Origin of the sequence: Pseudomonas umsongensis (assembly GCF_012647205.1) — a bacterium.
In the GTDB taxonomy this organism is placed as follows: domain Bacteria; phylum Pseudomonadota; class Gammaproteobacteria; order Pseudomonadales; family Pseudomonadaceae; genus Aquipseudomonas; species Aquipseudomonas umsongensis.
The window spans coordinates 2,012,681-2,038,194 of sequence record NZ_CP051487.1 but is presented as its reverse complement, the minus strand read 5'-3'; the positions used below and the strand labels follow the sequence as shown (position 1 = coordinate 2,038,194).

Genomic DNA, 25,514 nt, shown 5'->3' with positions numbered 1-25,514 from the left:
CCAGATGCCAGCTCTCTACGTGATGATTCCGGCCGCGCTGTTGATCGTGGCCATTGCTGTCTACATCTTCTTCTGGGCCGTCGACAGCGGTCAGTACGACGACCTCGACGGCCCGGCCCACAGCATCCTGTTCGACGATCAGGACCCGAACCACACCGCGGCGGTCGACGAGGCCAGCGGCCATCCGCCCAAACCCGACGACAAGGCGCCGCCCCATGCTTGATTTGGCGCCGCTGCTGGTGTCGGCGGTCATCCTCGGTCTGCTCGGTGGCGGTCATTGCCTGGGCATGTGCGGCGGCTTGATGGGCGCATTGACGCTGGCCATTCCCAAGGAACAACGCAGTCGCCGCTTTCGCCTGCTGCTGGCCTACAACCTGGGGCGCATCCTCAGCTATGCCACCGCCGGCCTGTTGATCGGCCTGGCCGGCTGGGCGGTGGCCAACAGCCCGGCGGCGATGTTCATGCGCGTGCTCGCGGGCCTGCTGCTGATCGCCATGGGCCTGTACCTGGCCGGCTGGTGGAGCGGGCTGACCCGCATCGAAAGCCTCGGTCGCGGCCTGTGGCGGCATATCCAGCCGGTCGCCAACCGACTGCTGCCGGTGTCGAGCCTGCCCCGGGCGTTGTTGTTGGGCGGACTTTGGGGCTGGCTGCCTTGCGGGCTGGTCTACAGCACCCTGCTGTGGTCGGCCAGTCAGGGCAATGCGCTGGACAGCGCATTGTTGATGCTGGCGTTCGGACTGGGCACCTGGCCGGTGCTGCTCGCTACGGGGCTGGCAGCCGAACGGGTGACGGCGTTGTTGCGCAAACGCAGCGTGCGCATGGCGGGCGGATTGCTGGTGATGTTGTTCGGCATCTGGACCTTGCCGGGGCCGCATCAGCATTGGCTCATGGGGCATTAGATCGCGGCGCGCCCTTCGCGAGCAGGCTCGCTCCCACATTGAAAGCATTCCTACCTGTGGGAGCGAGCCTGCTCGCGAAGAGGCCCGAACCGACAACACAACTCTGCACCCTTGACGCAAATCAAGATCCCCAAACGCCCCACCCCCTAGACTCGCCAACACTGCCAGCCTATCCGGGGAATTGCCCGCATGATGCTCGACGCCATTCGTTGGGACACCGATCTGATCCGCCGTTATGACCTGGCGGGACCGCGCTATACCTCCTACCCGACCGCGGTGCAATTCCACAGCCAGATCAGCCCGTTCGACCTACTGCATGCCCTGCGCGACAGCCGCAAGGCCGTGCGCCCGTTGTCGCTGTATGTGCACGTGCCATTTTGCGCGAACATTTGCTATTACTGCGCCTGCAACAAGGTGATCACCAAGGATCGCGGCCGGGCGCTGCCTTACCTGCAGCGCCTGGAACAGGAAATCCAGCTGATCGCCTGCCACCTCGACCCCGCACAGAAAGTCGAGCAACTGCATTTTGGCGGCGGCACGCCGACCTTTCTCAGCCACGACGAACTGCGCCAGCTGATGGCGCACCTGCGCAAACATTTCAATCTGCTCGATGACGATAGCGGTGACTACGGCATCGAAATCGACCCTCGCGAAGCCGACTGGTCGACCATGGGCCTGCTGCGCGAACTGGGTTTCAATCGGGTCAGCATCGGCCTGCAAGACCTTGACCCGGCCGTACAGCGCGCGGTCAATCGCCTGCAGAGCCTGGAGGAAACCCGTGCGGTCATCGACGCCGCCCGGACACTGCAGTTTCGTTCGATCAACATCGACCTGATCTACGGACTGCCCAAGCAGACCCCGGAAAACTTCGCCCGCACCGTCGACGAAGTCATCAACCTGCAACCCGACCGGCTCTCGGTGTTCAACTATGCGCACCTGCCGGAACGCTTCATGCCACAACGGCGGATCAACAGTAACGAGTTACCGACGCCAGCACAAAAGCTGGAGATGCTGCAGCGCACCATCGAACAGCTGACCAACGCTGGCTACCGCTACATCGGCATGGACCACTTCGCGCTGCCCGATGACGAGCTGGCGATCGCCCAGGAGGAATCGACCCTGCAGCGCAACTTCCAGGGCTACACCACCCACGGCCATTGCGACTTGATCGGCCTTGGCGTGTCGGCAATCAGCCAGATCGGCGACCTGTACTGCCAGAACAACAGCGACCTCAACCAGTATCAGAACGCCTTGGCGTCGGCGCAGCTGGCCACCAGCCGCGGCCTGCTGTGCAATGCCGATGACCGCGTGCGGCGGGCGGTGATCCAGCAGTTGATCTGCAATTTGAGCCTTGAGTTCGTCCAGATCGAACGAGCCTTCAACATAGATTTTCAAGGCTATTTCGGCGAACTTTGGCCGCAACTGCAGGGCATGGCCAAAGATGGCCTGATTGAGCTGGACAGCGAACGCATCACTGTACTGCCGGCAGGTCGCTTGCTGGTTCGCTCGGTGTGCATGGTATTTGACGCTTACCTGGAACAACACAATCGCCAACGGTTCTCCCGAGTGATCTAGACCCTGCGACAAATCCGCCGTGCGCTGGCTTCAATGTCCTGCAGTGGGTTACCCTTACGTCTTATGTGTGTTTTCCCACAAGGATTGAAGAAATGTCCGAGCCAGTAAAACTGCGCGCTCACACTCAAGCCCACTGCAAGGATTGCAGCCTGGCCCCACTGTGTTTGCCACTTTCTCTGAATCTGGAAGATATGGATGCGCTGGACGAAATCGTCAAACGAGGCCGCCCGCTGAAAAAGGGTGAGTTTCTGTTTCGCCAGGGCGACCAGTTCGACTCGGTTTACGCCGTACGCTCCGGCGCCCTGAAAACCTTCAACCTGAGCGATGCCGGCGAAGAACAGCTCACTGGCTTCCATTTGCCGAGCGAACTGGTCGGGCTGTCGGGCATGGACACCGAAAAACACCCGGTGTCGGCGCAAGCGCTGGAAACCACCTCGGTGTGTGAAATCCCTTTCGAACGTCTCGACGAACTGGCCCTGCAACTGCCGCAGTTGCGCCGTCAGCTGATGCGTGTGATGAGCCGCGAGATCCGTGACGACCAGCAAATGATGTTGCTGCTGTCGAAAAAGACCGCCGACGAGCGCATCGCCACCTTCCTCGTCAATCTGTCGGCACGCTTCCGTGCCCGCGGCTTCTCGGCCAATCAGTTCCGCTTGAGCATGTCGCGCAACGAAATCGGCAATTACCTGGGCCTGGCGGTGGAAACCGTGTCGCGGGTGTTCACGCGCTTCCAGCAGAACGAACTGATCGCCGCCGAGGGCAAGGAAATCCGCATCCTCGACCCGATCCAGCTCTGCGCCCTGGCCGGTGGCTCCCTCGAAGGCTGATTCGGTGGATCGCGGCTGAGCGAAACGGTTCAGCCGCCGTTATACTGTGTCGTTTGCAGCCTGCCAGGACTCCTTCGATGGTCTTCGATTCCTTCGACATCAAATCCCTCATCCGCCCCGTGATCGACTTTCCGAAGCCCGGTGTGATCTTTCGCGACATCACCCCGCTCTTCCAGTCGCCCACGGCACTGCGCCTGGTGATGGACAGCTTCGCCCACCGTTATGTCGAGGCGGACTTCACCCACATTGGCGCCATGGATGCCCGGGGTTTCCTGATTGGCTCAGTGCTGGCTTATCAGTTGAACAAGCCGCTGGTGCTGTTTCGCAAGCAAGGCAAGTTGCCGGCCGACGTCCTGGCAGAAGGCTACGCGACCGAATACGGCGAAGCGTTTCTTGAAGTGCACGCCGACAGTCTGTGCGAAGGCGATTCTGTGGTGATGTTCGATGACCTGATCGCTACAGGCGGTACCCTGATTGCGGCGGCGAACCTGATTCGCCGCATGGGCGCGCGGGTGCATGAAGCGGCGGCGATCATCGATTTGCCGGAGCTGGGTGGGTCGCAACGCTTGGAAGATATGGGGATTCCGACGTTTTGCCTGACGCAGTTTGCCCTTTCCGATAAATAAGCGGCGACTTCACCGATGCCTTCGCGAGCAGGCTCGCTCCCACAGTGGTGCACAAAATATGTGTACAGCGAAAATCCCCTGTGGGAGCGAGCCTGCTCGCGAAAGCGTCAATCGCTACACCGCAAGTCTCAAAGCCCCATCTGCTTGCTGATGATCTCGTTCATCACTTCCCGCGTCCCGCCGCCAATCGACAGAATCCGGTTATCCCGGTACAACCGCTCCACCAGGCTCTCGCGCATGTAACCCAGGCCGCCCAGTATCTGCACGGCATCGTGGGTAATCCGGTCCGCCGTGTCCGTGGCAAAGTTCTTGGCCATGGAAATCTCCTTGATCACGCTCTTGCCCGCCGCCATTTTTGCCGCCTGCCGATAGGTGAACTCCCGTGAGACTTCGAGGGCCGTGGCCATCTCCGCCAGGCGATGCTTGATCACCTGGAACTTGCCGATCGGCTTGCCAAAGGCTTCACGCTCACGCGCCCACTGAAGGCTCTCCTCCAGGGCAAGCTGCGCGGTCATGTTGGCCATCAAGGCCAGGGCCAGGCGTTCGTTCTGGAAATTGCCCATGATGCAGGCGAAACCCATGTTTTCGCCGCCGATCAGATTGCCTACAGGCACTGGGCAATCATCGAAGAACAATTCGGCCGTGTCCGACGCCCACCAGCCCATTTTCTTCAATTGCCGCCCCACGGTGAAACCCGGGGTGCCCTTCTCGATCAACAACAGGCTGATGCCGGCGAAACCCGGCTCACCGGTGCGCACCGCGACGGTGTAGTAATCCGCGCGTACGCCGCTGGTGATGAACGTTTTACTGCCGCTGACCCGGTAGAAGTCGCCTTCACGCACGGCGCGGGTTTGCAGGTTGGCGACGTCGGAACCGCCGCCGGGCTCGGTGACGGCCAGGGCGCTGATTTTCTCGCCGGACAATACCTGTGGCACCACCCGATCCCGTACGCAAGGCCTGGCCCACTTGACTATCGGCGGCAGGCCAATGTCCAGGGAGCCCAGCCCCGCCACCAGGCCGCCCGAGCCACAGCGCATCAGCTCTTCGCTGGCGGCGATCTTGGCGAATACATCCCCTTCGTGACTGCCGCCCAGGCTTTGCGGGTAGCCAATGCCGAGAATCCCCGCCGCACCGGCCTTGAGGTAGAGCGCGCGGGGAAAGCTTTCGGCTTCCTCCCATTGATCAATGTCCGGAAGAATCTCGCGCTGGACGAAACGCCTGACGCTGTCGCGGACCATTTGGTGGTTGGGGTCGAAGTATTCCTCAAAGGCAGGCATGGGCGAGCTCCACTGAAGGGTTCAGCGAAGTTAACCGAGCGCTTGCTTGGTTTTCAACAGGAATGAGTGAATCAGTTGGACCAAGTCGCCTGGATCGCCAGCAAGCCGGCTCCTACAGGCTCAGCGCAGCCCCTGTGGGAGCGGGCTTGCTCGCGAAGACGTCAGCCCAAACAACACAAATTACAAACTTATCGGCTTACGCCCTGCAAACGAATGCGCCAGCGTCCCGCCATCCACCAACTCCAGCTCGCCGCCCAGCGGTACCCCATGGGCGATACGCGAAGCGATCAGGCCTTTGCTGCTGAGTAACTGGGCGATGTAGTGCGCAGTCGCCTCGCCTTCCACGGTCGGGTTGGTGGCGAGGATGACTTCGGTAAAGGTGCCCGCCTCTTCGATCCGCGCCATCAATTGCGGGATGCCGATTGCCTCCGGCCCCAGCCCGTCAAGCGGCGAAAGATGCCCCTTGAGCACAAAGTAGCGGCCACGGTAACCGGTCTGCTCCACGGCATAGACATCCATCGGCCCTTCCACTACGCACAGCAAGGTGTCGTCGCGGCGGGTATCGGCGCATTGCGGACAGAGGTCGTCTTCGGTCAGCGTGCGGCACTGACGGCAGTGACCGACCCCATCCATGGCCTGGTTCAGGGCCAGTGCCAGGCGCGAGCCGCCACTGCGATCACGCTCGAGCAACTGCAACGCCATGCGCTGGGCGGTTTTCTGACCCACACCTGGCAAAACTCGCAGGGCGTCGATCAGTTGGCGAATCAAAGGGCTGAAGCTCATGGGGAAAAGTCCGACGAAAACAACGAGACGCGGTTTATACCCGCGCCTCTGTTGAGCGTCAATTCACAGCGTCATTTAGTCGTTGGGCGCGACCCGCACCACCAGCTTGCCAAAGTTGCGCCCCTCCAGCAGCCCGATGAACGCCTCGGGCGCCTGCTCCAGGCCATCGACCACGTCTTCGCGAAACTTCACCTTGCCATCACGTACCCACGGCGCCATCGCGCTGATGAACTCCGGCTGACGGTCACCGTAATCGTCTAACACGATAAAGCCCTGGATTCGCACACGCTTGGTCAACAGCGTGCGCTGCAATAGCGGCAGGCGATCCGGGCCGCTCGGCGCTTCGCTCGCGTTGTAGGAAGCAATCAGGCCACAGAGCGGAATCCGCGCCTTGGGGTTGAGCAACGGCAACACGGCGTCGAACACCTTGCCACCGACATTCTCATAATAGATATCGATACCCTTGGGGCACGCCTTGGCAAGCTCGTCGACGAAATCCGGGCTTTTGTGGTCGATGCAGGCATCGAAGCCCAGCTCCTCAGTGACATAACGACATTTTTCCGCCCCGCCCGCCACACCGACCACGCGCAGGCCCTTGATCTTCGCCACCTGGCCCACCACCGAACCGACGGCGCCAGAGGCCGCCGCGACCACCAGGGTCTCGCCTTCCTTGGGCTGGCCGATGTCCATCAAGCCCATGTAGGCGGTCATGCCCGGCATGCCCAGCACACCCAGGGCCATGGAGGGACTGGGCAGGCCCGAGGGCACTGGAATGATGCTGCGACCGTCATTGATGCTATGGCTTTGCCATCCCGTGGCGCCGACCACCAGGTCGCCTTCGTGGAACTTGGGATGCAACGAACGCTCAACCCGGCTGACAGCACCACCGGTCATCACTTCGCCGATTTCCACCGGCGCGGCATAAGACGGCGCGTCACTCATGCGCCCGCGCATGTAGGGGTCCAGCGACAGATAGAGGGTCTTGAGCAGCACCTGACCCTCGGCCAGGTCGGGTAGCGCGACCCGCTCCATCCGGAAATTCTCCGGCGTCGGTGCGCCGACAGGGCGCGAGGCCAGGACGATACGTTGGTTGAGGGTCATGGGGTCGGACATGTCAGCGTCTCCTGTGATCGATGAATTCGGGGGTATAGGGAGCAGACCTTGGTGGCGGTACGGCGTTCGATGTTTATTCCTGGCACATGATCGTTCCCACGCTCTGCGTGGGAATGCAGCCCGGGACGCTCCGCGTCCCTTTCTGAAGCTGGAACGCGGAGCGTCCATTAGGCATTCCTTTGCTGCGCATGGGAACGATCAGTGTGACTAGAAACAAAAATGCCAGGCGCGATGCCTGGCATTTTTTGTAGCTCATCCAACGCCCGAAGGCGAATCAGAATGGCAGTTTCATGCCCGGTGGCAGTTGCATGCCAGCGGTCATGCTGCCCATTTTGTCCTGGCTGTTGGCTTCGATCTTGCGCACGGCGTCGTTGACAGCCGCGGCGAACACCGCTTCGAGCATTTCCTTGTCATCTTCGCTCAGGCCTTCGACCAGGCTTGGGTCGATGGTCACGCGCTTGACGTCGTGACGACCGGTCATCACCACGGTGACCATGTCGCCACCGGCTTTACCGGTGACTTCGGCGTTGGCCAGCTCTTCCTGCATCTTGGCCATTTTTTCCTGCATCTGCTGCGCCTGCTTCATCAGGCCGGCCATGCCACCTTTCATCATGGGAATCACCTCAAAAGTACTTGGATTAAACGACGCCCAACCCGTACGGGCGAGCGCCTTCAGTTATTAGCCCTGACTGGCCAGGGCCTCGACAGGTTCAATAGTATCGTTACGGATCACCGCACCGAACTGCTGCATCATTTGCTGGATGAACGGATCACCGTGGATCGACTCCTCGGCCTCGCGCTGACGGTCGGCACGCCGACGGGACGCCGCCTGGGCCGGGGTTTCCTGCTCGGGCTTGATCAGCTCCATGGTCAGGGTCAGGGTCCGCCCGTGATACTGGTTCAACGCTTCATTGAGACGACGTTGTTGAGTGGCGTTGAACAAGGCGCTGTGGGCCGGGTCCAGGTGCAACAACCAATTGTCGCCATCGACCGCGATCAGCGTGCAGTTGGCGGCGATGCTGCCAGTCATGCCGGAAATCGGCAGGTTCGGGAACAGCTCCAGCCATTGCAGGGCCAGGCCCGTGGCCGGCGCTGCGGCGGGCTCAGGCTCGGGCTCCGCGGCAGGCTCGGCGGTGTGTTCGCTGGCCAATTCGTCGAGGTAGCTGTAGGCCGAGTCCATGTCTGGCTCGATATAGTCTTCGTCCAGCGGCGGCTCGTCATCCAGGTCCATGCCTGGGGTAGCGGCATCGACTTGCGCCACCGTCGGTTCCGGAATGGGTGCGGCGGCCCACTCCGGCGCGTCCGGTACCACGCTGTCCGGGGTCGGCAACGGCATGGGCGGCAACTCAGGCTGCTCGCTGGCGGTTTCCAGCACCGGCTCGACAGCTGGCTGTTGAACGGCTTCTGGCTCGACCGGGTCGTTCCATGGCAGGTCGACCACTTCCTCGACCACGACCGCCTCGACCACCGGCTCAGGTACAGGTACAGGTACAGGTACAGGTTCAGGTACAGGTTCAGCGACAACCGGCGCGGGTGCCGGAGCCACCGCCGCGACAGGTGCAACCGGTGCAGCGACGACCTTTGCAACGACCGGCGTGGCAGCCACTGATTTGGCGGAATCAACCGTGGCCTGGCTGATCCCCACTGGCTTTAGCGGTTGCCTCGGCGCGTCCGCGGTGTCCGCGGGCCGGAATGCCAGCATGCGTAACAGCACCATTTCAAAGCCGCCACGGGGATCCGGCGCCAGCGGCAAGTCGCGGCGGCCGATCAGGCCCATCTGGTAATAGAACTGCACGTCTTCGGCCGGCAACGCCTGGGCCAGGGCCAGCACCCGGTCTCGGTCGCCATGACCGTTGTCGACGCCTTCCGGCAAGGCCTGGGCAATGGCAACCCGGTGCAGCACATTGAGGATCTCCGAGAGCACGCCATTCCAGTCCGGGCCTTGTTCGGCCAGGTGGCGGACCGCTTCGAGCAGGGCCTTGGCATCGCCTTCGATCAGCGCATGCAGGACGTCATAGACCTGGCCGTGATCAAGGGTGCCAAGCATCGCCCGAACGTCCGCGGCCATGACCTTGCCTTCACCGAAGGCAATCGCCTGGTCGGTGAGGCTCATGGCATCGCGCATCGAACCGTCGGCGGCGCGACCGAGCAACCACAGCGCGTCGTCTTCGAACGGCACGTTCTCGACACTCAGCACATGGCTCAAATGCTCAACGACCCGTTCCGGGGTCATGTTCTTCAAGGAGAACTGCAGGCAACGCGAAAGAATCGTTGCAGGAAGTTTCTGCGGATCAGTGGTGGCCAGGATGAACTTGACGTAGGGTGGCGGCTCTTCGAGGGTTTTCAACAGCGCATTGAAAGAATGGCTGGAGAGCATGTGCACTTCGTCGATCAGGTAGACCTTGAAACGCCCGCGGCTGGGGGCGTACTGCACGTTGTCGAGCAACTCGCGGGTGTCTTCGACCTTGGTGCGGCTGGCGGCGTCGATCTCGATCAGGTCGACGAAGCGGCCTTCATCGATCTCGCGGCACACCGAACACTCGCCACAGGGCGTTGAAGTGATACCTGTTTCACAGTTCAGGCATTTGGCTATGATCCGCGCGATAGTGGTCTTGCCGACCCCGCGCGTACCGGTAAACAGGTAGGCGTGGTGCAGCCGCTGGCTGTCCAAGGCATTGATCAGAGCCTTGAGCACATGGGTCTGGCCGACCATTTCGCGGAACGAGCGCGGACGCCATTTACGTGCAAGAACCTGATAACTCATCGAAAACCGTCGCAGCGAAGGAAGCAGAAGCGGCTAATGCTAGCGGAGCAAGGCACAAATTGCATCCGGTGCGCTCGTCTAATCTGGCTAAGCTGCATTTTGCGGGCTTTTTGCGTCAAAGTTAGCGGAGCGTTTATGCGGTTAGCCTGGGGGGCACTGCTGTTGTTAAGCCTGGACGGAACGGCCGCTGATGCGCCGTTGCGCTTCGTGGTGCCTGACAGTTGGGCGATGCCGATGGTGCAACTTGAACGTGGCCGGCCGACCCAGGGCATCCTGTATGACGTGATGCTCAGCCTCGCGACCCAGGTCGGCGTGCCGGCGCAGTTCCACGTATTGCCCCGCGGCCGGGTGCAAAACGCCATGGAACAGGGCGAGGTCGACATACGCTGCTACGCCGCGCAGTCCTGGACGCCGAACCAGTCCGGCGACTATATCTGGAGCATTCCGCTCTGGACTCAACCCGACCTGCTGGTCAGCCGTCCCGATGCGAACACCTCCGTCACGCCAACACACTTGCCCCATCAATCGATCGGGACGGTCCTGGGCTACAGTTACCCAACCCTGCAACCCCTGTTCGACGCCAACCGGCTGTATCGCGACGATGCCCGCAACCAGGAACAGGTGCTGGAGAAGCTGCATGCCGGGCGCAACCGCTATGCGGTCAGCAACCAATGGACCCTTGACTGGTTCAACCAGCGCTTGTTGCCGCAGCAGCAACTGCAAAGCGTGGCGCTCCTGCAGGAGCAACGCGTCGGCTGCTACGTGCGCAACGACCCCAAGGTGCCGGTGCAGCGCATCCTGCGCACCCTGCTGCGCATGAAGATGTCCGGGGAGATCGACGACATCATTGCCCTTTATGTCGGAGGCAAGACTGAACCCAGGCCATGACCTTGTGCGGTGGCATCTGCCGCCCGCCATTGCGCCGGCACGACAAAACCCGCGACCCAGCCGGGCACATCGTCAGCAGGCATCGGCTGCGCAATGAAATTGCCCTGGGCCACCTCGCACCCCAGGCGCAACAGCAACTCACCGTGCTCGATACTTTCCAGCCCCTCGGCGATCACCTGGCGGCCAAATGCCCGGGCAAGGCCGATCACGGCCGTGGTCAATGCCAAGTCATCGCCATCATGAAGAATGCCGCGCACAAAGGACTTGTCGATCTTGATGGCCTGGGTGCGCAGGCGCTTGAGGTAACTCAGGGATGAGTAGCCGGTGCCGAAATCCCCCAGGGAAAACTGCACCCCCAGCGCCTGGCAAGCCTGCAAACAGGCACTGACATGCTGGATGTTCTCGACCGCGACCGACTCGACGATTTCCAGGTCAAGCCGCTGCGGGGCGACTCGCTCGTGCCGCGCCAACAGGTTTTTGAGGCGCTCGACGAAATCCGCCCGCTGAAAATGCCGCGCCGCGATATTGATGCTCACCGGCCAGTCATGCCCGGCCTGGCGCCATTGATCCAGCTGCGCCAACACCCGGTCCAGCACCCACTCACCGATATCGATGATCAGGTCCGTCTCCTCCACCTGAGGCAAAAAATCCCGGGCAGGCATCAAGCCGATTTGCGGGTGCTCCCAGCGCAGCACCGCCGCAAAGCCAACGACTTGGCCACGGCGCATGTTGACCTTGGGCTGGAACTGCAGGCGCAGCTCTCCGGCATCCAGCGCCTGACGCACCCGTTCGACCGTCTCGTGAGTGGCCTTGACCTCGCGATCGCGGCTCACGTCGAACAAGTGAAAGCGCTTGCGACCGCTCTGCTTGGCCACGTACATGGCCTGATCGGCATGACGCAGCAAGGTCCCGGCATCTTCGTTGTCGTGAGGAAAGAGCGTGACGCCAATACTGGCAAACACATTGATGTCCTTGCCGTGCAGTGAGTACGGTGCCGATATCGCCCCCAGTATCCGGTTCAGCGCGGCCCGCAATTTCGGCAGGTCATGGACGTAGCGCAACACCAGGACGAACTCGTCGCCGGCCAGCCGCGCGACCACATCCTCGCCACGCACGACGTTGCGCAGGCGCTTGGCCACCTCCACCAGCAACAGATCGCCGGTGGCATGCCCGTAGCCGTCATTGATCGCCTTGAAGCCGTCGAGATCGAGCATGCACACTGCCAGCGGAATGCTCTCCTGCCGGGAGAACTCCAACGCCTGATCAAGCAGATCCGAAAGAAATGCACGATTGGGCAGCCCGGTCAGCACGTCATGACCGACCCGCCATTGCAGGGAATGCAGGAGCTGGCGTTTTTCGCTGATGTCAAAGCGAATCGACAGATACCGCTCTACCCGCCCCGTGGCAGTCTCGATCACCGGCACCATCGTGCTTTCGACCCAATACAGGCTGCCATCCTTGGCACGATTGCAGATCTCACCCTTCCAGATATGACCCCGGGAGATGGTGCGCCACATGTCGACGAAGAAGTCCGTGGCGTGCATACCGGAATTGAGCATGCGATGGTTTTGCCCAAGCAACTCTTCACGGCTGTACCCGGACACTGCGCAAAACTGTTCATTGACGTGGGTGATCCGGCCGCCCAGGTCGGTCTCGGAAAAAATCGCGGCGGCATCCACCGCCCTGCGGTATTTCTCATCCATGAGTCAGGCTCGTTGTCGCCGGCGGTGGAACCCGTTCAAGGCAGCAACACCGATGCTGGTAATATTCTGCAAGACTGCAAGTGGCTTTCGCCGCCTTGCGTAACTACGCAATAGTGGCTTTTTCATATTATTCCATAATCTGAAACAAGCTCACTCAATGTCGCTTTTGGACGGCAATTCTACGAAATGCATCACATTTTGCAAAGCAAGGTGATGGTTAATGCAGTTGCCTATTACTACATCAATCGTTAAGTTCTTGATTCTAAATGGGAATTAAAGCGATGCACATTTCAAGTTTGGGTCCAGCCATCCGGCGGTACCGCAAGGTCGCGGGGCTTACTCAGGCTGAACTTGGCGAAAGAACCGGTTTTGACCCCAAAACCATCAGCCGCTTCGAAACCGGTACCTATACCCCCAGCGTGGACGCACTGTTCATGTTTGCCAATGTGCTGGGGGTGAAGCTGAAAGCCTTTTTCGCCGACCCTGGCGATGAGGACGAACAACGGGCGTACCTGTTCGATGTCATACATAAAGCCCCCCCAAAGGATCTGGGAAAGCTGATTGCAGCGGTTGACCAGGCCTTGTCCAAGCCTTAGAGCCAGCAAGAACGATGATCGACGTGTCGCGTCCGACAGGTCGAGCTCCTTTTTTATGTCGCCACCAAATCGCAGACGACAAAAAGCCGCGATGGGCAGGCGCCATGGCGGTACAGGAAACTGGTTTGATTGATTACGCGAGAGAGGGTCTCGCGGTTCGTTAAGGTGGTAACCCCACCAGCCACACCCCGGCACACAATGTCACCGCTGCGGCTGCTCCCTTCCAGGCCTGACCGGGTTCACGGCTGATCGTTGCGGGGGGACCGATGGGGTCACCATAACGACGCTCACCTGACGGCGAGCCGCGCCATTGTACCTATCTGGGACGAAGTTACAACCGTTCGAGTGGATTAAAAAAAATGAGCGGGTTCAAGGACATGCGATGGGCTTGAAAAGCTTGACGGCGTAGATATCCATTCCCGCGGTAACGGCCCCCTATGGTTTCGCCCTTACGGCGAGTCACTTGGAAGAGCCTGTAGGAGCGAGCCTGCTCGCGATGAACCTGAGAGCACCGAGGGGTGTCAGGTGCCCAGCGTCATCGTTGACGACCATCGCGAGCATGCTCGCTCCTACAGGGCCCGCCGCGATGGGAGGGGGGCAAGAAAATCAAAAGCCAAATCAAAGCTTATGCGAGGCGGCTTACCGGCCGGCCTGATCGGGAGCCGTATGCAATCCCCTGTAGGAGCGAGCCTGAACTGGTCAAGTAATCCCGGACACCGGTTACGGTGTTTATGCCGCTTTTTGCTCCATGGCTATTGGCGACAGGTAGTTGTTGTAGCTATGGAGCCTGGTGCGGTTGTAGTACATGAAGAAGCGCACCATATCGGTTTTAGCTTCTTCAATCAGGCTGTAGCCGCCACGCGGCACCCACTCTGACTTCAGCGTGCCGAAAAAACGCTCTGTTGGAGCATTGTCCCAGCACTGCCCGCGATGGCTCATGCTTTGCAAAATGCCGTGGCGCTTCAGTTCCTCTTGAAACTTGCGACTGGTGTACTGACAGCCCTGGTCTGAGTGAAACATCAGCCCAGGAGGACACGTGCGTACCTCTGTCGCCATGCGTAGTGCCTTGCTGACCAAGTTGGCGTCATTGACCAGAGAAAAGGCCCAACCAATGACCCGACGAGCATATAAATCAATCACGATGGCCAGATGAACCCAGCGCTTGCCCACCATCAAGCTCGTCACGTCGCCACACCAAACCTGATCGACTGCAGTCGGTTTGAAGTTGCGTTTTGGCCGCGACAAATGCTTCCACTCCTTTGGATCTGAATGGGTGAGGCTGGCGTTGTTTACTGACAATATTGGCCTCCCTCATCAGCGCTCTGACAAGGCTGCGTCCAACGGGAATGTTTTGGGACTTCAACCCCTTGCTAATCATTCTGGAACCCATGGCTTCACGGCTTTCGCCATGCAGTTCAACCACTTTGAGCTTGAGTTCTTCGCGTCTGATCCGTGGTTGGGCTCGCCGCTGAATCCACTCATAAAAGCTGCTGCGCTTCCACCAAAAACACGACATACCACGGCCGTCGGGAATAACTCTCTTAGCTCCGCGATCATCGAAAACGATCGGGATCCGACATCAAGAGAGCGGTAGCCTTTTTTAAGATCTCGGCTTCCATCTCCATGCGCTTGATTTTGGCTTTCAGTTCCTGGATCTGGCGCTGATCTTCGGTAATCGCCTTGGTGCCCTTGACTGGCTGGCCTTCGCGCTCCTTGCGGACTTGATCGACCCAGCGCCGTAAAGCCGTAGGCCCGATATCCAGCGATGCACAAACATCTGGAATTGAGCAGTTATCATCAAGCACCATGCTGGCAGCATGCAGCTTGAACTCGCGGGTATAGACCTTTCTTTCGTTCATGGAACCTCCAAGTTGGCGAAATCATATCGCCCTTAAGAGGTGTCCGGAATTATTAGGCCAGTTCAGCCTGCTCGCGATGGTCGCCAACGATAACGCGTGGCAGCTGATTCACCGGCAAGCCACCGCCTACTTTTCCCAATCGGCCTTAGCAATGTGCAACCCATGCAACCCCTGGTACGCCGCACGCTCCGGCTGGCTCCAACCCTCAAGCAACGCATCATCCAATCGATAAACCTCCACCCCCAGCGGCCGGCACACGCTCAGCGGATCCTGCGCATCCGGCCCCCACATGGCCAGCGACAAATCGCCTCCCGGGCAGGTCGACAGTGCGCAGAGCAAATCGATTTCGGCGAAGAACTCCAGGTAATCGCCCTTCTGCGCCGGACAGGCCTTCATGAAGTACATGTCGTCGTGGTTCAGCCCCGTGCACTGGAAAATGTTCAGCACGTCATGCACATCGAATTCGGTCAGGCCGTGAGGCAGCACCGCACGGGTCAGGTTGGAATGACAGTGATGGTGAAAGTCCTCGCCGGTGAGCATCTTGTTCACGTACGGATCGCAGCGGGTACCGAGCAAGTCGTGCAGGCGCCCGCCATGTTCGTCGATACCGTACGCGGCGAGGCTGTCATCGGTGATGGTTACCAGCGGCCGCAAGAATGGCAGGTTCGACCAGAGCCGATCGTGGATGCTGACGTGCGCCCCCTGCAACTGCCGGGTCCGCGCCGCCCACAAGCGTTCGCGCGGATCGTTGGCGTTCCAGACATTGAAATCCCCCACCTGCGGCCCGACCGGCGTGGTCACGCGAAACACGTGCCCGGCCGGCACTTTCCAGGCACGACCAGTACGGATCGGCACTTCGAATGACTCGATCAGGGTACGCCCGTCCTTCGCGTCGCGAACCCGCTCGTAGAAAGCCTTGTCCACCTGCAAGGCCGAACCTTTGCTGACTTGATAAGCCGCCGGATAGTCTTTGTACATGGCACACACCCTCGATCAGTGATGGGAAGCAGTGGCAAACAATTGCGACAGCAGATGTTCGGAATCATCGAGATACAGGCACATGGCGTCTTCGGCGCCGCGCTTGTCGCCCTCGGCAAGCAGCTCATGGATTTGCCGATCGCGAGCCAGCCAGGGCGCCTGGAAACGCGCTTCATCGGGAGCGCTGCAGAACACCAGGCGCAATTGCGCGACGACGTTGGTGAAGAACGCGTCGAACAAAGGACTGCGCAACAACCCGACAATGTGTTGGTGAAAGGCCAGGCCATGGGTGCCGACGGCGCGCCAATCCTCGCGCTCCCGGGCCAGCTCGGCGGCTTCCAGGGCTTCGAGCATGCGGTCGGACTCATACTCGCGCAGAGGCCGGCTGGCGCTGATGGCCTGCAATTCGAGCGTGCGTCGAACCCGGAACAGGTCCCGCACATCCTCAATCCCCAGCCGGCGCACCATGACTCCCTTGTTGCGCACATAGCGGGTCAAACCCTCCTGCCCCAAGCGGTGCAAGGCCTCCCGAATGGTATTGCGCGACGCGTTATAGGCGGCCACCAAATCGCTTTCCACCAGGGACATGCCCGGCAGCAATCGCCCACCAATGATGTCGCCACGTAACTCCAGTGTGATCTGATCGGCCAATGACAGCCCGCTGTTCATACTCATTACCCCGGATTGTTCAACAATCGTTGGTGAATGAGTAATCACTATTCGTGCCATATTTCATTGGGGTTCGATCAAGTTCGACGCATCTGCATGCTTTTTAGAAATAGAAGTACAGTCACCATCCAATTTTCATTGGTTAATATGGCGCATTGATGCGGAGATATCAGATGCGTTACTCGCAGGACCATAAAGCCCAGACCCACCAACGCATCATCAAGGAAGCTTCCGTGCGATTTCGCCGTGACGGCATCGGCGCGACCGGCCTGCAACCGCTGATGAAAGCGCTGGGCTTGACCCACGGGGGCTTTTATTCACACTTCAAGTCCAAGGACGAGTTGGTGGAAAAAGCGCTGCAGGCCGCCGGGGATCAAGTGGACGTCACCTGCGCCGAGCTATTTTCCCAAGACCGCCCGCTGGAGGCATTCATCAACGCCTACCTGTCCGAATGGCACCAGACCTCGCCCCACGAAGGCTGCCCACTGCCGACCATGTCCTCGGAACTCGGCATGCGCGGCCAGCCAAGCCCTACATCAGACGCGGTGCTCCATGCACGACTTCGCCAGATCCAGGGCACCCTCGAGGGCGAAAACATCGAGCGACGCAGCATCGTCATCATGTCCACACTGATTGGCGCGCTGCTGTTATCGCGCAGCGTCGAGAACCCCGAGCTGGCTGCCGAGATCCTCGAGGTGACACGCACCCACCTTAATCAGCCTGACAACTAGCCAACCCAGCGCTTGAATAGCACGCTGGCATTCACCCCGCCAAACCCGAACCCGTTGGACAGCGCGTACTCGATCGCCATGGGTCGTGCCTGGCCGCGGACAATGTCCACACCCTCGCTGGCCGGGTCCGGATTATCGAGATTAAGGGTCGCCGGCACGATCTGATCCCGGATCGCCAGCAAAGTGAAAATGGCTTCGATCCCGCCAGCAGCACCGAGCAAGTGCCCGGTGGCCGATTTGGTCGAGGTCACTGCAATGCCGTTTTGCGAACCGAACAGCGCCTTGATGGCTGCCAACTCCCCCAGGTCGCCCACTGGTGTCGAAGTGGCGTGCGCATTCAAATGCTGGACCTGCTCCGGCAAAATCCCCGCCTGAGCCAATGCCAATGACATGGCCCGGCGTGCGCCGCTGCCATCCTCAGGGCCCGCGGTCAGGTGATAGGCGTCGGCGCTGGTGCCATAACCGACCACCTCTGCCAGGGGTTGAGCACCACGGGCCAAGGCATGTTCCAGGGATTCGACCACCAGCAGGCCAGCCCCTTCACCCATGACAAAGCCATCGCGGTCGCGATCGAACGGACGCGAAGCGCGCTCCGGGGTGTCGTTGAAAGCGCTGGACAACGCACGCGCCGCCGCAAAGCCAGCAAGGCTGACCCGATCGATCGCCGCCTCTGCGCCCCCACACACCGCAACATCCGCCTCGCCGCAACGAATTAATCGCACCGCATCGCCAATCGCCTGGACGCCAGCCGCACAGGCCGTGACCGGCGCGCCCAGCGGGCCCTTGAAGCCATGCTCGATCGACACATGCCCCGCGGCCAGATTGACCAGGAAGGAAGGGATGGTGAACGGCGACAACCGTCGCGGCCCACGACTGTCCGTGGTACGCACCGCATCGGCAATCGCCCCGAAACCACCGACGCCGGACCCAATGATGGTTGCCGTACGCTCCTGGGCTTGCGCTGTTTGTGCCTGCCACCCCGCCTGCTCGATCGCCTGACGCGCCGCCTCCATGGCAAACAGGATGAACCGATCCATCTTCTTCTGTTCTTTGGGCGCCGTGGCCCGATCCGGATCAAAACCTGCCTCCGGGTCCTGCGCAACGGTTTGCACCGCCCCGCCGACCTTGGCCGGCAGATCCGCCACCACCTCATCCGGCAAATTGCGCAACCCGGAACGCCCCGCCAACAAGCGCGCCCAGACCGCCTCCACGCCGCTACCCAGCGGAGACACCAGCCCCATGCCTGTCACTACCACTCGACGATCACTCATACCGCCACCACCTCACACCGGTTCGCCCGCGTCATTTGTAACGCGCAGCCGCCTTGCTTTTGGAAAGATTAGGCGCCATGACCAGACGCGCCGCCACAAATGCATCCCAGTCGCCAGCATCCGGCAATGAAGGAATGGTCACCAACTCACCCTGATCCAGTCCCGCCAGCGCCGCATCGACCATCTCCCCCGCCTCCATCACCATATCCTCCGGAATCTGCGAAGCATCGATACCCGAACGCTCCCAGATCTCCGTGCGTGTTACCCCTGGCAACACAGCCTGGACCTTGACACCGGTGCCGTCGAGTTCGGCGTTCAACGACTGAGTCAAACTCAGCACATAAGCCTTGCTCGCGCTGTACGTCGCATTAAACCGCTCGGGAAACAACGCCACCACCGATGCAATATTGATAATTGTGCCCCGACCCGCCTTGGCAAAACTCGCCGCCGCCGCCGACGCCAAACGCGTAACCGCCGTGATATTCAGCTGAATCATGCGCTCCAGCTGGTCCAGATCGGCATTGGCCAACAACCCATCCGCCGCTATCCCCGCATTGTTCAGCAACAGACTGATACTCGAATCACTGCGAAGACGCTGCTCAAGCTTCAGCACGTCATCTTTCTGCGTCAAATCCGCCTTCAACACCTCAACCTGAACACCATGGGCATCACGCAACGCACTCGCCGCCGCTTCAAGCCGCTCTTGATCACGGGCGACCAACAACAAATCAAAACCACGCGCAGCCAAACGCTGTGCGTAGACAGCACCGATGCCGGAGGAAGCGCCGGTGACGAGGGCTGTGCCTTGGGACTGGATGGAAGTCATGATGATTGCTCCTGGGAGATGCCAGAGGGAAGGATACGCGCCAAGGTTGTCAGCGCGCCGACATGGAAATCGTATTTATTATAGCCATAATTTAAGCATCATATGATAGTCGTAATTTTATGGCCGGCGACGAAAGGCAAAACCGCTCACCCTACGCCAGATGGCAAAAAGGCCGGTCAATGACCGGCCTTCCAAGGCAGATTTACAAGCTTAGTTCACCTGAAGCTTCTCGCGATTCTTATCCAGGAGCGCCTTGCCGAACCCCTTCACCTCGAGCAACTCCTCAGGGGAGGCAAACGGCCCATTAGCTTCACGATACGCAACAATCGCCTTAGCCTTGGCCTCCCCCACACCGGACAACTCACGCTGCAAGGTCGGCGCATCAGCCTTATTGAGATTCACCTTGCCTGATTGCACACCCGCCGAAGCCTCCATAGCCACCGGAGCCTTGGATGCCTCCGGCTTGCCCGCAGGCGCTGCATTGGCGGTGATAGAAGCACTGGTGAGCAGGGCAAAAACCAGGGAGTAGAAATAGCCTATACGCATAAATGACGCTCCATGACATCGGTTGAGAAAGCAGCTTTTCCGCAGCTGCTTCCTCAACGTTAGGTGATAGATGGAGCATGTCAAAATTGTGTTCGTTACCGGTTATGAACTAATAACGCAATTATTGGCGTGGTGAACCACTCAACAATTCCTGATACAAGTTGGCGTAAGACTCAGCCATGACATTTGCGGAAAATACCTCTTCGTAGCGTTCCTTTGCACGCAAACCCATTTCGGCAGCACGCCTGGGATTCTGCCACAACGCCTCCATCGCGCGAGCCAACGCTGTTGCGTCCCGAGGCGGCACGACCAATCCCGTTTCATCGGCAATATTGATGAATGTGGTCCCCGAGCCCATCTCACAGGAGATCATCGGCTTGCCATACATCGCGCTTTCCAACAATGAGATGCCAAACGACTCAGAACGCAAGTGTGATGGAAAGACGAATGCATAGCACAACTGCAGCAAGGTGACTTTGTCTTCGTTCGGCAAAACCCCAAGAAAGCGCACATTGGTAAGGCCCATATGGATCGCTTGGGCCTTCAACTCATCCTCCAGATGCCCACCACCAACAATGACCACAGGCAACTGAGTATGCTTGGCCGCTTCCAGCAAGTAATCCAAGCCTTTGTAATAACGCAGCGCACCTACGAATAAAAAGAAGCGCTCTCCCAAGAGACTATGCCAGTGTTTCCGCATCGCAGTCGAAGGGATTGGGTAAGTGCCCCTATCCAGACCGTACGGAATGATCCGCACCTTCTCCTCGAAGCGTCTAAGCACCGGGCTGCTTTGCGCGTATTTTGGTGAGGACGCCACGATGCAATCAACACTGGAAAGAAAGCGATTCATCAAAGGCTGATACAACTTCAACAGGTACTTCTGCTTAACAACGTCAGAGTGATAACTCGCTACAGTTGGTTTGTTCAAGCGAGTGGCGAAGTGCACAAGGTCCATGTAGGGCCATGGAAAATGGTAGTGAATGATGTCAGCCTGCTCGGCCAACTCGGCAAAGTCCTTGAACGCCGAAAGCGAAAATCCCGTCGAGGCAACATGCAGATCAAGTTTCGCGCGATGGGTCACATGATGGCCCACCCGCTCGTTACGCGCAGCACCTCTATCACTGAGATAGAGTACCTCGGCGTCAAAGCCATGAATCGCACAGCCTTCTGCAATCTGAAAGATAACCTGCTCGATCCCCCCCATAGTTTCGGGATAGTAGGTCTTGAAAAAGTGAAGGACTTTGCTCATTAGCCTTGTAATACCTTTCTATAGACCTGAATCGTTTCGTGAGCACAACGTTCCCATGTGAACTTTGCCGCATGCAGCAAGCCTCGCTCTATTGCTTGGTTGCGCCAAGACTCATCTTCAAGACCTTGCAACAAGTGGGCCGTCAACGCATCAACGTCCATTGGCTCGCACATCAGTGCAGCATCGCCGGCAACTTCCGGAAGTGACGAACTGTTAGAACACACCACGGGAACACCGGAGCTCATGGCTTCGAGCACGGGCAGGCCAAATCCTTCATAAAGAGAAGGAAAGGTAAACAGACGAGCACCAGCAAACAATAGCGGCAGGTCTTCACTTGGAACAAAACCCAAGTAATGCGCCCAGCCTTCACGGCGTGCTGTCTCCAGACGGGCATTGATCGCATCGTTCTGCCAGCCGTGGTAGCCCGTCAGGATCAATGGCCAGCGAGAGCGGACCGCCTCGGGCAATCGACTGTAGGCGTCAAGCAAGGTTTCAATGTTTTTGCGGGGCTCGATAGTGCCAACGAAAAGGCTGTAACCGCCCACTTTCAGCCCGTGGCGCACCAATGTGTCACGCAAGACTTCCGGGATACGCGGATGAAATTCTCCGGAACTGGCCAGGGGAACGGTATAAATACGCTCGATGGGCCAGGCGAAATAATCTGCCAGCTCCTTGCGAGTGTATTCGGAATCAGTGATCAGCGCGTCGGCTCGCACCAATGTAGCTTTAAGTTCTTTCTGCAAATAGCGAACGAGCTTGGGTGCGTGACAATGAGCCATGGTGAACGGCGACAAGTCATGAAAAGTCGCAACGCTGCGACCAGTAAATGGCGGAAGGTAATAGTTAGGGCTGTGGTAGAGGTACTCTTTTGAGTCACGCAGACTACGTTGACGAAGATAAGGCATCACTAACCGATAGCCTTCCAGCACCAACGCGCTTTTCTGCATTGCGCGTTTAATTCCATGAATCTTGTTCGATTCGCCAACTGCTGACGGTAGCGCCGGGAGAAAACGGCTTCCGGAAAAAAACTTCAGGTCATCAACCTGATCGGACAGACGCAATTCCTTTGCCAGTTCGTAGGTGTAACGTCCAATGCCCGTCAATGGAAACCGTACAGGTTCAACCGACAATATGATTTTCATGAGCGCTTACTTCAAAAAGCGCACCCCTGGATCAGAGGTGCGCGAGTACATCAGAACGAAAAGCCGATTTCATTGCGACGCAAATCCGCCTCCACCATCATTCGGCAAAGTTCTTCAAGTTGGGTCGTTGGTTCCCAGCCCAAGACCTTTTTAGCATAAGCAGGATCGCCAATGAGCAGATCGACCTCGGTAGGGCGATAGAACTTAGGATTGATCCGAACGATCACTTTGCCGGAATCCGCATCCAGGCCGAATTCGTTCTCACCTTGACCCTCGAAACGAACGGTAATGCCAGCGGCCTTAAAGGCCATGCTCACAAAGTCGCGAACCGTTTCGGTGCGATTGGTAGCAAGAACAAAAGTATCAGGCTCGTCAGCCTGCAGCATGCGCCACATGCCTTCAACGTATTCCTTGGCGAAGCCCCAGTCACGCTTCGCATCCAGATTACCCAACTCGAGGACGTCCAATTTGCCAAGTTTGATTTTCGCAACCGAGTCCGTGATTTTACGGGTCACAAACTCACGACCACGAAGAGGCGACTCGTGGTTGAACAGAATCCCGCTGCTAGCGAAGATCCCGTAACTTTCACGATAGTTGATCGTGATCCAGTGAGCGTAAAGCTTCGCCACGCCATAAGGGCTGCGGGGGTAAAAAGGCGTATCCTCTTTCTGAGGAATGCTCTGGACCTTACCAAACATCTCAGAAGTAGAGGCTTGGTAGAAACGAATGGACGGATTGACAATGCGAATGGCTTCGAGCAGGTTGACCACGCCAACGCCGGTAATTTCCGCCGTGGTGATGGGTTGATCAAAAGAGACACCCACGAAACTTTGCGCCGCCAGATTGTAGACTTCAACAGGCTTGGTGGTTTGCAACATCCGAATGCTGGCAGACAAATCGGTCAAATCGTATTCGATCAGGTGCAAATTAGGGTGATTATTGATACCCAGCTCTTCAATTCGCCAAAAATTCACAGAACTGGTGCGGCGGAACGTACCATAAACGGTATAGCCCTTTTCCAGCAGAAGCTCTGCCAAATAGGCGCCGTCCTGACCGGTAATACCTGTAATAATTGCTGTTTTCATGGTAACTAACATCCCTCCTGACAAAACTTAATCAAATCGTGTTGTGTGTGCTTTTTTTGAGAAACGGCTCTTCTACATACCGGTAGGTGAATGAAGCGAGAGTCAACCCAACGATCATCATTACCATGCAGCTAACTACAAAACAAGTGAGCGATTGGGAGTCCTCAAAAAACTTGGCCACCCAACGCACCACATAGTAATTAACCCCTAGGTGCCAAAGGTAAAACGAGTAACTAATTTTACCCATTAACTGCATACCTTTAGACCCGAGGCGATCGGGGAAATGCTTGCTCGCTACAAAGTAGAAAAAGATAGGGAACACCAGAAAAATCAATACCGGCACACGAACATTTTTCTGCGACAATTCGCCGCCAAATAGGTAGGCGCCCGTTGCAAGAATACCAAGCAATAACAGGCAACTGCTAACCTTGCGGGAGAACAGGATTGCAAGCTTGGTTGCTCTGAAATCCTCCAGGGATCGACTCATCCCACCCAACCAGAATGCCAAGACAAATACTGCGTCTGTGGAACCTTGCAGAATCTGGAATGGATCCATGAACAACAGAATGATCGCTATGGCAAAAGCAGTGACCTTTGGGAAGCTGCCCAGTGCTGCCAAAAGCGGCATGCAAAGGTAGAACAACCACTCCCACCGCAAAGTCCAGATATTGTTGATTCTGAGATACATGTCTTTGGTGAAGACATCGTTCACATCACCTACGCTATTAACTACCTTACCAAAAGCAAATCCAAAATTTCGAAACCCGGCAAGCACCTGGGAAGCCGAGGGAACGACAAATCCTGCCTTGATCCAATCAAGTAGCGTGAATGTAGCAATCACCACCAACATGATGGGAAAAAGTCTTCTAATTCGCTTAATGAAAAACGTGTTGCCATCGAACTTCCCGGCTTTGATCTGGCCCCAGAAGAGATGCCCCGTCAACATGAAAAACAACAGAACTCCAATCTCCCCCATTGAAGCGGCTGCCACCTGTTTAGGAGCAAACCCAAAATACATGCTTGAGTGCGCACCAAATACCAGGAAAGCAGCAACGCCCCGGAGCGCCTCCAATGAACCGGAAAAACCGACCAAGTGAGTTTGCTCAATACCAACCTTTCGACTAATTAAAAGCAGGTAACAGCACCCCAGGGGAAATAACGCACCCAACAACACGTAATAAAATAGTTCAGCCGCCACAAAGCATCCCTTACTTCATAGACTTATACATAGACTCAAGAATTTTACTTAAATCCGGTAATTGTGGGTCGGTGCCGAGAAGTTGATGTAGCCGCTCAGGACTGCCAACCAGTCTCCATACTTCATTCTTCCGGACAAATTGATCAGCCACCTCAATATCAGGTCGATACCCACTGATGTCAGTCAGGCAATCCAGCACGTCGTAGCCTGTCCAACCCCTACCCGCACAGAGATTCACAGTGAACGGCGAATCATGCTGCTTGGACATTAGCTCCGCCACCATCCAAGCGCACCGATGGACCTCTACATAATCGCGAACAGAGCTGATGTTGCCCAACTTCAGCACAGGCGCGCGATCGTAGAAATGCCTGACTATTTTCGGAATAAGGAACGACTCAGACTGCCCCGAGCCTATGATATTGAACGGGCGGACAACATGCACCTTGATATCGTCTTGGTACTGCCGGGCAAGCATTTCCATGACCATCTTGCTGTAGGAATAATGATTCGCCGGCTTGTACTCGAGTCCTTCGTGCAAGAACTCACTTTGTTGATTGCCGTATACCCCGGCTGTACTAGCCAACAGCATCGTAGGCCGTGGAATCTGAGCGTCAATTACAGCATTAAAGAGATTCTCCGTACCCAGTACGTTAACGCCATAAATCTGCTGGACATCACCGTGAGTAACCAGCGCGATGGCAGCCAGATGCACGATCCAATCGGGAGCAAACTCTTCGATGATACTAGTCAGTTTGGCCTTATCGGTAAGTGATACCGCCACCAACCCTTCTGTAGCTTGTCCAATACAGGTACCTAAAACCGTAGCGCCCCGGGCCTTCAGCTCTTCAATTAAATATCGACCGATAAAGCCGCTGCCGCCAGTAACTAATACACGAGTACCGTTCATGC

General features: G+C 58.1%; 26 protein-coding genes, 1 other RNA gene and 2 pseudogenes. 8 read left to right on the top strand and 21 right to left on the bottom strand.

Going from position 1 to position 25,514, the window contains the following annotated elements; genetic code table 11:
• Positions 1 to 4 precede the first annotated feature (4 nt).
• The 5 genes from ccoS (at position 5) to HGP31_RS09215 (ending at position 3,927) form a co-directional block, all read left to right on the top strand.
• Complete coding sequence (gene ccoS, locus HGP31_RS09235; RefSeq protein ID WP_008057874.1) at positions 5 to 223, top strand: cbb3-type cytochrome oxidase assembly protein CcoS; 219 nt, start codon at positions 5 to 7, stop codon at positions 221 to 223.
• On the top strand, positions 216 to 899 hold the full coding sequence (locus HGP31_RS09230) for a sulfite exporter TauE/SafE family protein (protein ID WP_020800662.1): 684 nt from the start codon (positions 216 to 218) through the stop codon (positions 897 to 899). Before ccoS ends, HGP31_RS09230 begins: the two co-directional genes overlap by 8 nt.
• Positions 900 to 1,091: 192 nt before the next feature.
• Positions 1,092 to 2,474: an oxygen-independent coproporphyrinogen III oxidase gene (hemN, locus tag HGP31_RS09225; RefSeq protein ID WP_042955847.1), complete on the top strand. Its 1,383-nt coding sequence runs from the start codon at positions 1,092 to 1,094 to the stop codon at positions 2,472 to 2,474.
• A 92-nt stretch (positions 2,475 to 2,566) separates the two neighbouring features.
• Positions 2,567 to 3,301 (top strand): fumarate/nitrate reduction transcriptional regulator Fnr, encoded by a 735-nt coding sequence (gene fnr / locus HGP31_RS09220; protein WP_020800660.1) that lies wholly within the window; start codon positions 2,567 to 2,569, stop codon positions 3,299 to 3,301.
• 77 nt (positions 3,302 to 3,378) lie between these two features.
• A complete protein-coding gene (locus HGP31_RS09215; RefSeq protein WP_008057870.1) occupies positions 3,379 to 3,927 on the top strand; it encodes an adenine phosphoribosyltransferase in 549 nt (182 codons plus the stop codon).
• Between the two features lie 128 nt (positions 3,928 to 4,055).
• Here HGP31_RS09215 and HGP31_RS09210 read toward each other — a convergent pair whose 3' ends face one another.
• The 5 genes from HGP31_RS09210 to dnaX form a co-directional block, all read right to left on the bottom strand.
• Entirely contained in the window at positions 4,056 to 5,204 is a 1,149-nt protein-coding gene (locus HGP31_RS09210) for an acyl-CoA dehydrogenase family protein (protein WP_168757528.1), read from the bottom strand.
• 180 nt (positions 5,205 to 5,384) lie between these two features.
• A complete protein-coding gene (gene recR / locus HGP31_RS09205; protein WP_020800658.1) occupies positions 5,385 to 5,987 on the bottom strand; it encodes a recombination mediator RecR in 603 nt (200 codons plus the stop codon).
• A 75-nt stretch (positions 5,988 to 6,062) separates the two neighbouring features.
• Positions 6,063 to 7,100, bottom strand: a complete 1,038-nt coding sequence (locus tag HGP31_RS09200) for an NADP-dependent oxidoreductase (protein ID WP_168757527.1) — start codon at positions 7,098 to 7,100, stop codon at positions 6,063 to 6,065.
• 274 nt (positions 7,101 to 7,374) lie between these two features.
• Positions 7,375 to 7,713: a YbaB/EbfC family nucleoid-associated protein gene (locus HGP31_RS09195; RefSeq protein WP_007933349.1), complete on the bottom strand. Its 339-nt coding sequence runs from the start codon at positions 7,711 to 7,713 to the stop codon at positions 7,375 to 7,377.
• Positions 7,714 to 7,779: 66 nt separating this feature from the next.
• Entirely contained in the window at positions 7,780 to 9,864 is a 2,085-nt protein-coding gene (dnaX, locus tag HGP31_RS09190) for a DNA polymerase III subunit gamma/tau (RefSeq protein WP_168757526.1), read from the bottom strand.
• A 135-nt stretch (positions 9,865 to 9,999) separates the two neighbouring features.
• On the opposite strand from dnaX, the gene HGP31_RS09185 reads away from it, so the two are divergent.
• Complete coding sequence (locus HGP31_RS09185) at positions 10,000 to 10,752, top strand: substrate-binding periplasmic protein (RefSeq protein WP_033043482.1); 753 nt, start codon at positions 10,000 to 10,002, stop codon at positions 10,750 to 10,752.
• Here HGP31_RS09185 and HGP31_RS09180 read toward each other — a convergent pair.
• Entirely contained in the window at positions 10,719 to 12,455 is a 1,737-nt protein-coding gene (locus HGP31_RS09180; RefSeq protein ID WP_168757525.1) for a putative bifunctional diguanylate cyclase/phosphodiesterase, read from the bottom strand. The two genes, HGP31_RS09185 and HGP31_RS09180, sit on opposite strands and share 34 nt — an antisense overlap.
• 281 nt (positions 12,456 to 12,736) lie before the next feature.
• Here HGP31_RS09180 and HGP31_RS09175 point away from each other — a divergent pair, with 281 nt between their 5' ends.
• A complete protein-coding gene (locus tag HGP31_RS09175) occupies positions 12,737 to 13,051 on the top strand; it encodes a helix-turn-helix domain-containing protein (protein ID WP_020800653.1) in 315 nt (104 codons plus the stop codon).
• Between the two features lie 172 nt (positions 13,052 to 13,223).
• Here the strand turns inward: HGP31_RS09175 and ffs are convergent.
• The 7 genes and pseudogenes from ffs to HGP31_RS09155 all read right to left on the bottom strand — a co-directional run bounded on the left by ffs (position 13,224) and on the right by HGP31_RS09155 (position 16,557).
• Positions 13,224 to 13,320, bottom strand: an RNA gene (gene ffs, locus HGP31_RS09170) — signal recognition particle sRNA small type.
• Positions 13,321 to 13,525: 205 nt separating this feature from the next.
• A pseudogene (locus HGP31_RS30765) lies at positions 13,526 to 13,612 on the bottom strand (outer membrane lipoprotein carrier protein LolA); the annotation flags it as partial.
• A 168-nt stretch (positions 13,613 to 13,780) separates the two neighbouring features.
• Entirely contained in the window at positions 13,781 to 14,350 is a 570-nt protein-coding gene (locus HGP31_RS30450) for an IS3 family transposase (protein ID WP_240963527.1), read from the bottom strand.
• A gap of 37 nt (positions 14,351 to 14,387) precedes the next feature.
• A pseudogene (locus HGP31_RS30445) lies at positions 14,388 to 14,441 on the bottom strand (hypothetical protein); the annotation flags it as partial.
• Positions 14,442 to 14,604: 163 nt separating this feature from the next.
• Positions 14,605 to 14,910 (bottom strand): transposase, encoded by a 306-nt coding sequence (locus HGP31_RS30440; RefSeq protein WP_225441856.1) that lies wholly within the window; start codon positions 14,908 to 14,910, stop codon positions 14,605 to 14,607.
• Positions 14,911 to 15,036: 126 nt separating this feature from the next.
• The gene (locus HGP31_RS09160) at positions 15,037 to 15,888 is read right to left on the bottom strand and encodes an urea carboxylase-associated family protein (protein WP_168757524.1); all 852 of its coding nucleotides are present in this window, start codon (positions 15,886 to 15,888) and stop codon (positions 15,037 to 15,039) included.
• 15 nt (positions 15,889 to 15,903) lie between these two features.
• Positions 15,904 to 16,557, bottom strand: coding sequence for a GntR family transcriptional regulator (locus tag HGP31_RS09155; RefSeq protein ID WP_083348494.1), 654 nt, complete (start codon positions 16,555 to 16,557; stop codon positions 15,904 to 15,906).
• A gap of 173 nt (positions 16,558 to 16,730) precedes the next feature.
• Between HGP31_RS09155 and HGP31_RS09150 the strand changes: the two genes are divergently transcribed.
• On the top strand, positions 16,731 to 17,288 hold the full coding sequence (locus tag HGP31_RS09150) for a TetR/AcrR family transcriptional regulator (RefSeq protein WP_033045097.1): 558 nt from the start codon (positions 16,731 to 16,733) through the stop codon (positions 17,286 to 17,288).
• Here the strand turns inward: HGP31_RS09150 and fabF are convergent.
• From fabF to HGP31_RS09110, 8 genes are all read right to left on the bottom strand, one after another.
• Positions 17,285 to 18,559 (bottom strand): beta-ketoacyl-ACP synthase II, encoded by a 1,275-nt coding sequence (fabF, locus tag HGP31_RS09145; RefSeq protein WP_020800648.1) that lies wholly within the window; start codon positions 18,557 to 18,559, stop codon positions 17,285 to 17,287. The genes HGP31_RS09150 and fabF overlap by 4 nt on opposite strands.
• Before the next feature lie 31 nt (positions 18,560 to 18,590).
• The gene (locus HGP31_RS09140) at positions 18,591 to 19,385 is read right to left on the bottom strand and encodes an SDR family NAD(P)-dependent oxidoreductase (protein ID WP_168757523.1); all 795 of its coding nucleotides are present in this window, start codon (positions 19,383 to 19,385) and stop codon (positions 18,591 to 18,593) included.
• Between the two features lie 210 nt (positions 19,386 to 19,595).
• The gene (locus HGP31_RS09135) at positions 19,596 to 19,931 is read right to left on the bottom strand and encodes a ComEA family DNA-binding protein (protein ID WP_168757522.1); all 336 of its coding nucleotides are present in this window, start codon (positions 19,929 to 19,931) and stop codon (positions 19,596 to 19,598) included.
• 121 nt (positions 19,932 to 20,052) lie between these two features.
• Complete coding sequence (locus HGP31_RS09130; protein ID WP_168757521.1) at positions 20,053 to 21,180, bottom strand: glycosyltransferase family 4 protein; 1,128 nt, start codon at positions 21,178 to 21,180, stop codon at positions 20,053 to 20,055.
• The gene (locus HGP31_RS09125; RefSeq protein ID WP_168757520.1) at positions 21,180 to 22,322 is read right to left on the bottom strand and encodes a glycosyltransferase family 4 protein; all 1,143 of its coding nucleotides are present in this window, start codon (positions 22,320 to 22,322) and stop codon (positions 21,180 to 21,182) included. The genes HGP31_RS09130 and HGP31_RS09125 overlap by 1 nt, the downstream gene beginning before the upstream one ends.
• A gap of 50 nt (positions 22,323 to 22,372) precedes the next feature.
• Positions 22,373 to 23,407, bottom strand: a complete 1,035-nt coding sequence (gene gmd / locus HGP31_RS09120) for a GDP-mannose 4,6-dehydratase (RefSeq protein ID WP_168757519.1) — start codon at positions 23,405 to 23,407, stop codon at positions 22,373 to 22,375.
• A 31-nt stretch (positions 23,408 to 23,438) separates the two neighbouring features.
• Positions 23,439 to 24,605 (bottom strand): acyltransferase family protein, encoded by a 1,167-nt coding sequence (locus tag HGP31_RS09115; protein ID WP_168757518.1) that lies wholly within the window; start codon positions 24,603 to 24,605, stop codon positions 23,439 to 23,441.
• Positions 24,606 to 24,615: 10 nt separating this feature from the next.
• Positions 24,616 to 25,512: an NAD-dependent epimerase/dehydratase family protein gene (locus HGP31_RS09110; RefSeq protein ID WP_168757517.1), complete on the bottom strand. Its 897-nt coding sequence runs from the start codon at positions 25,510 to 25,512 to the stop codon at positions 24,616 to 24,618.
• Positions 25,513 to 25,514 lie beyond the last annotated feature (2 nt).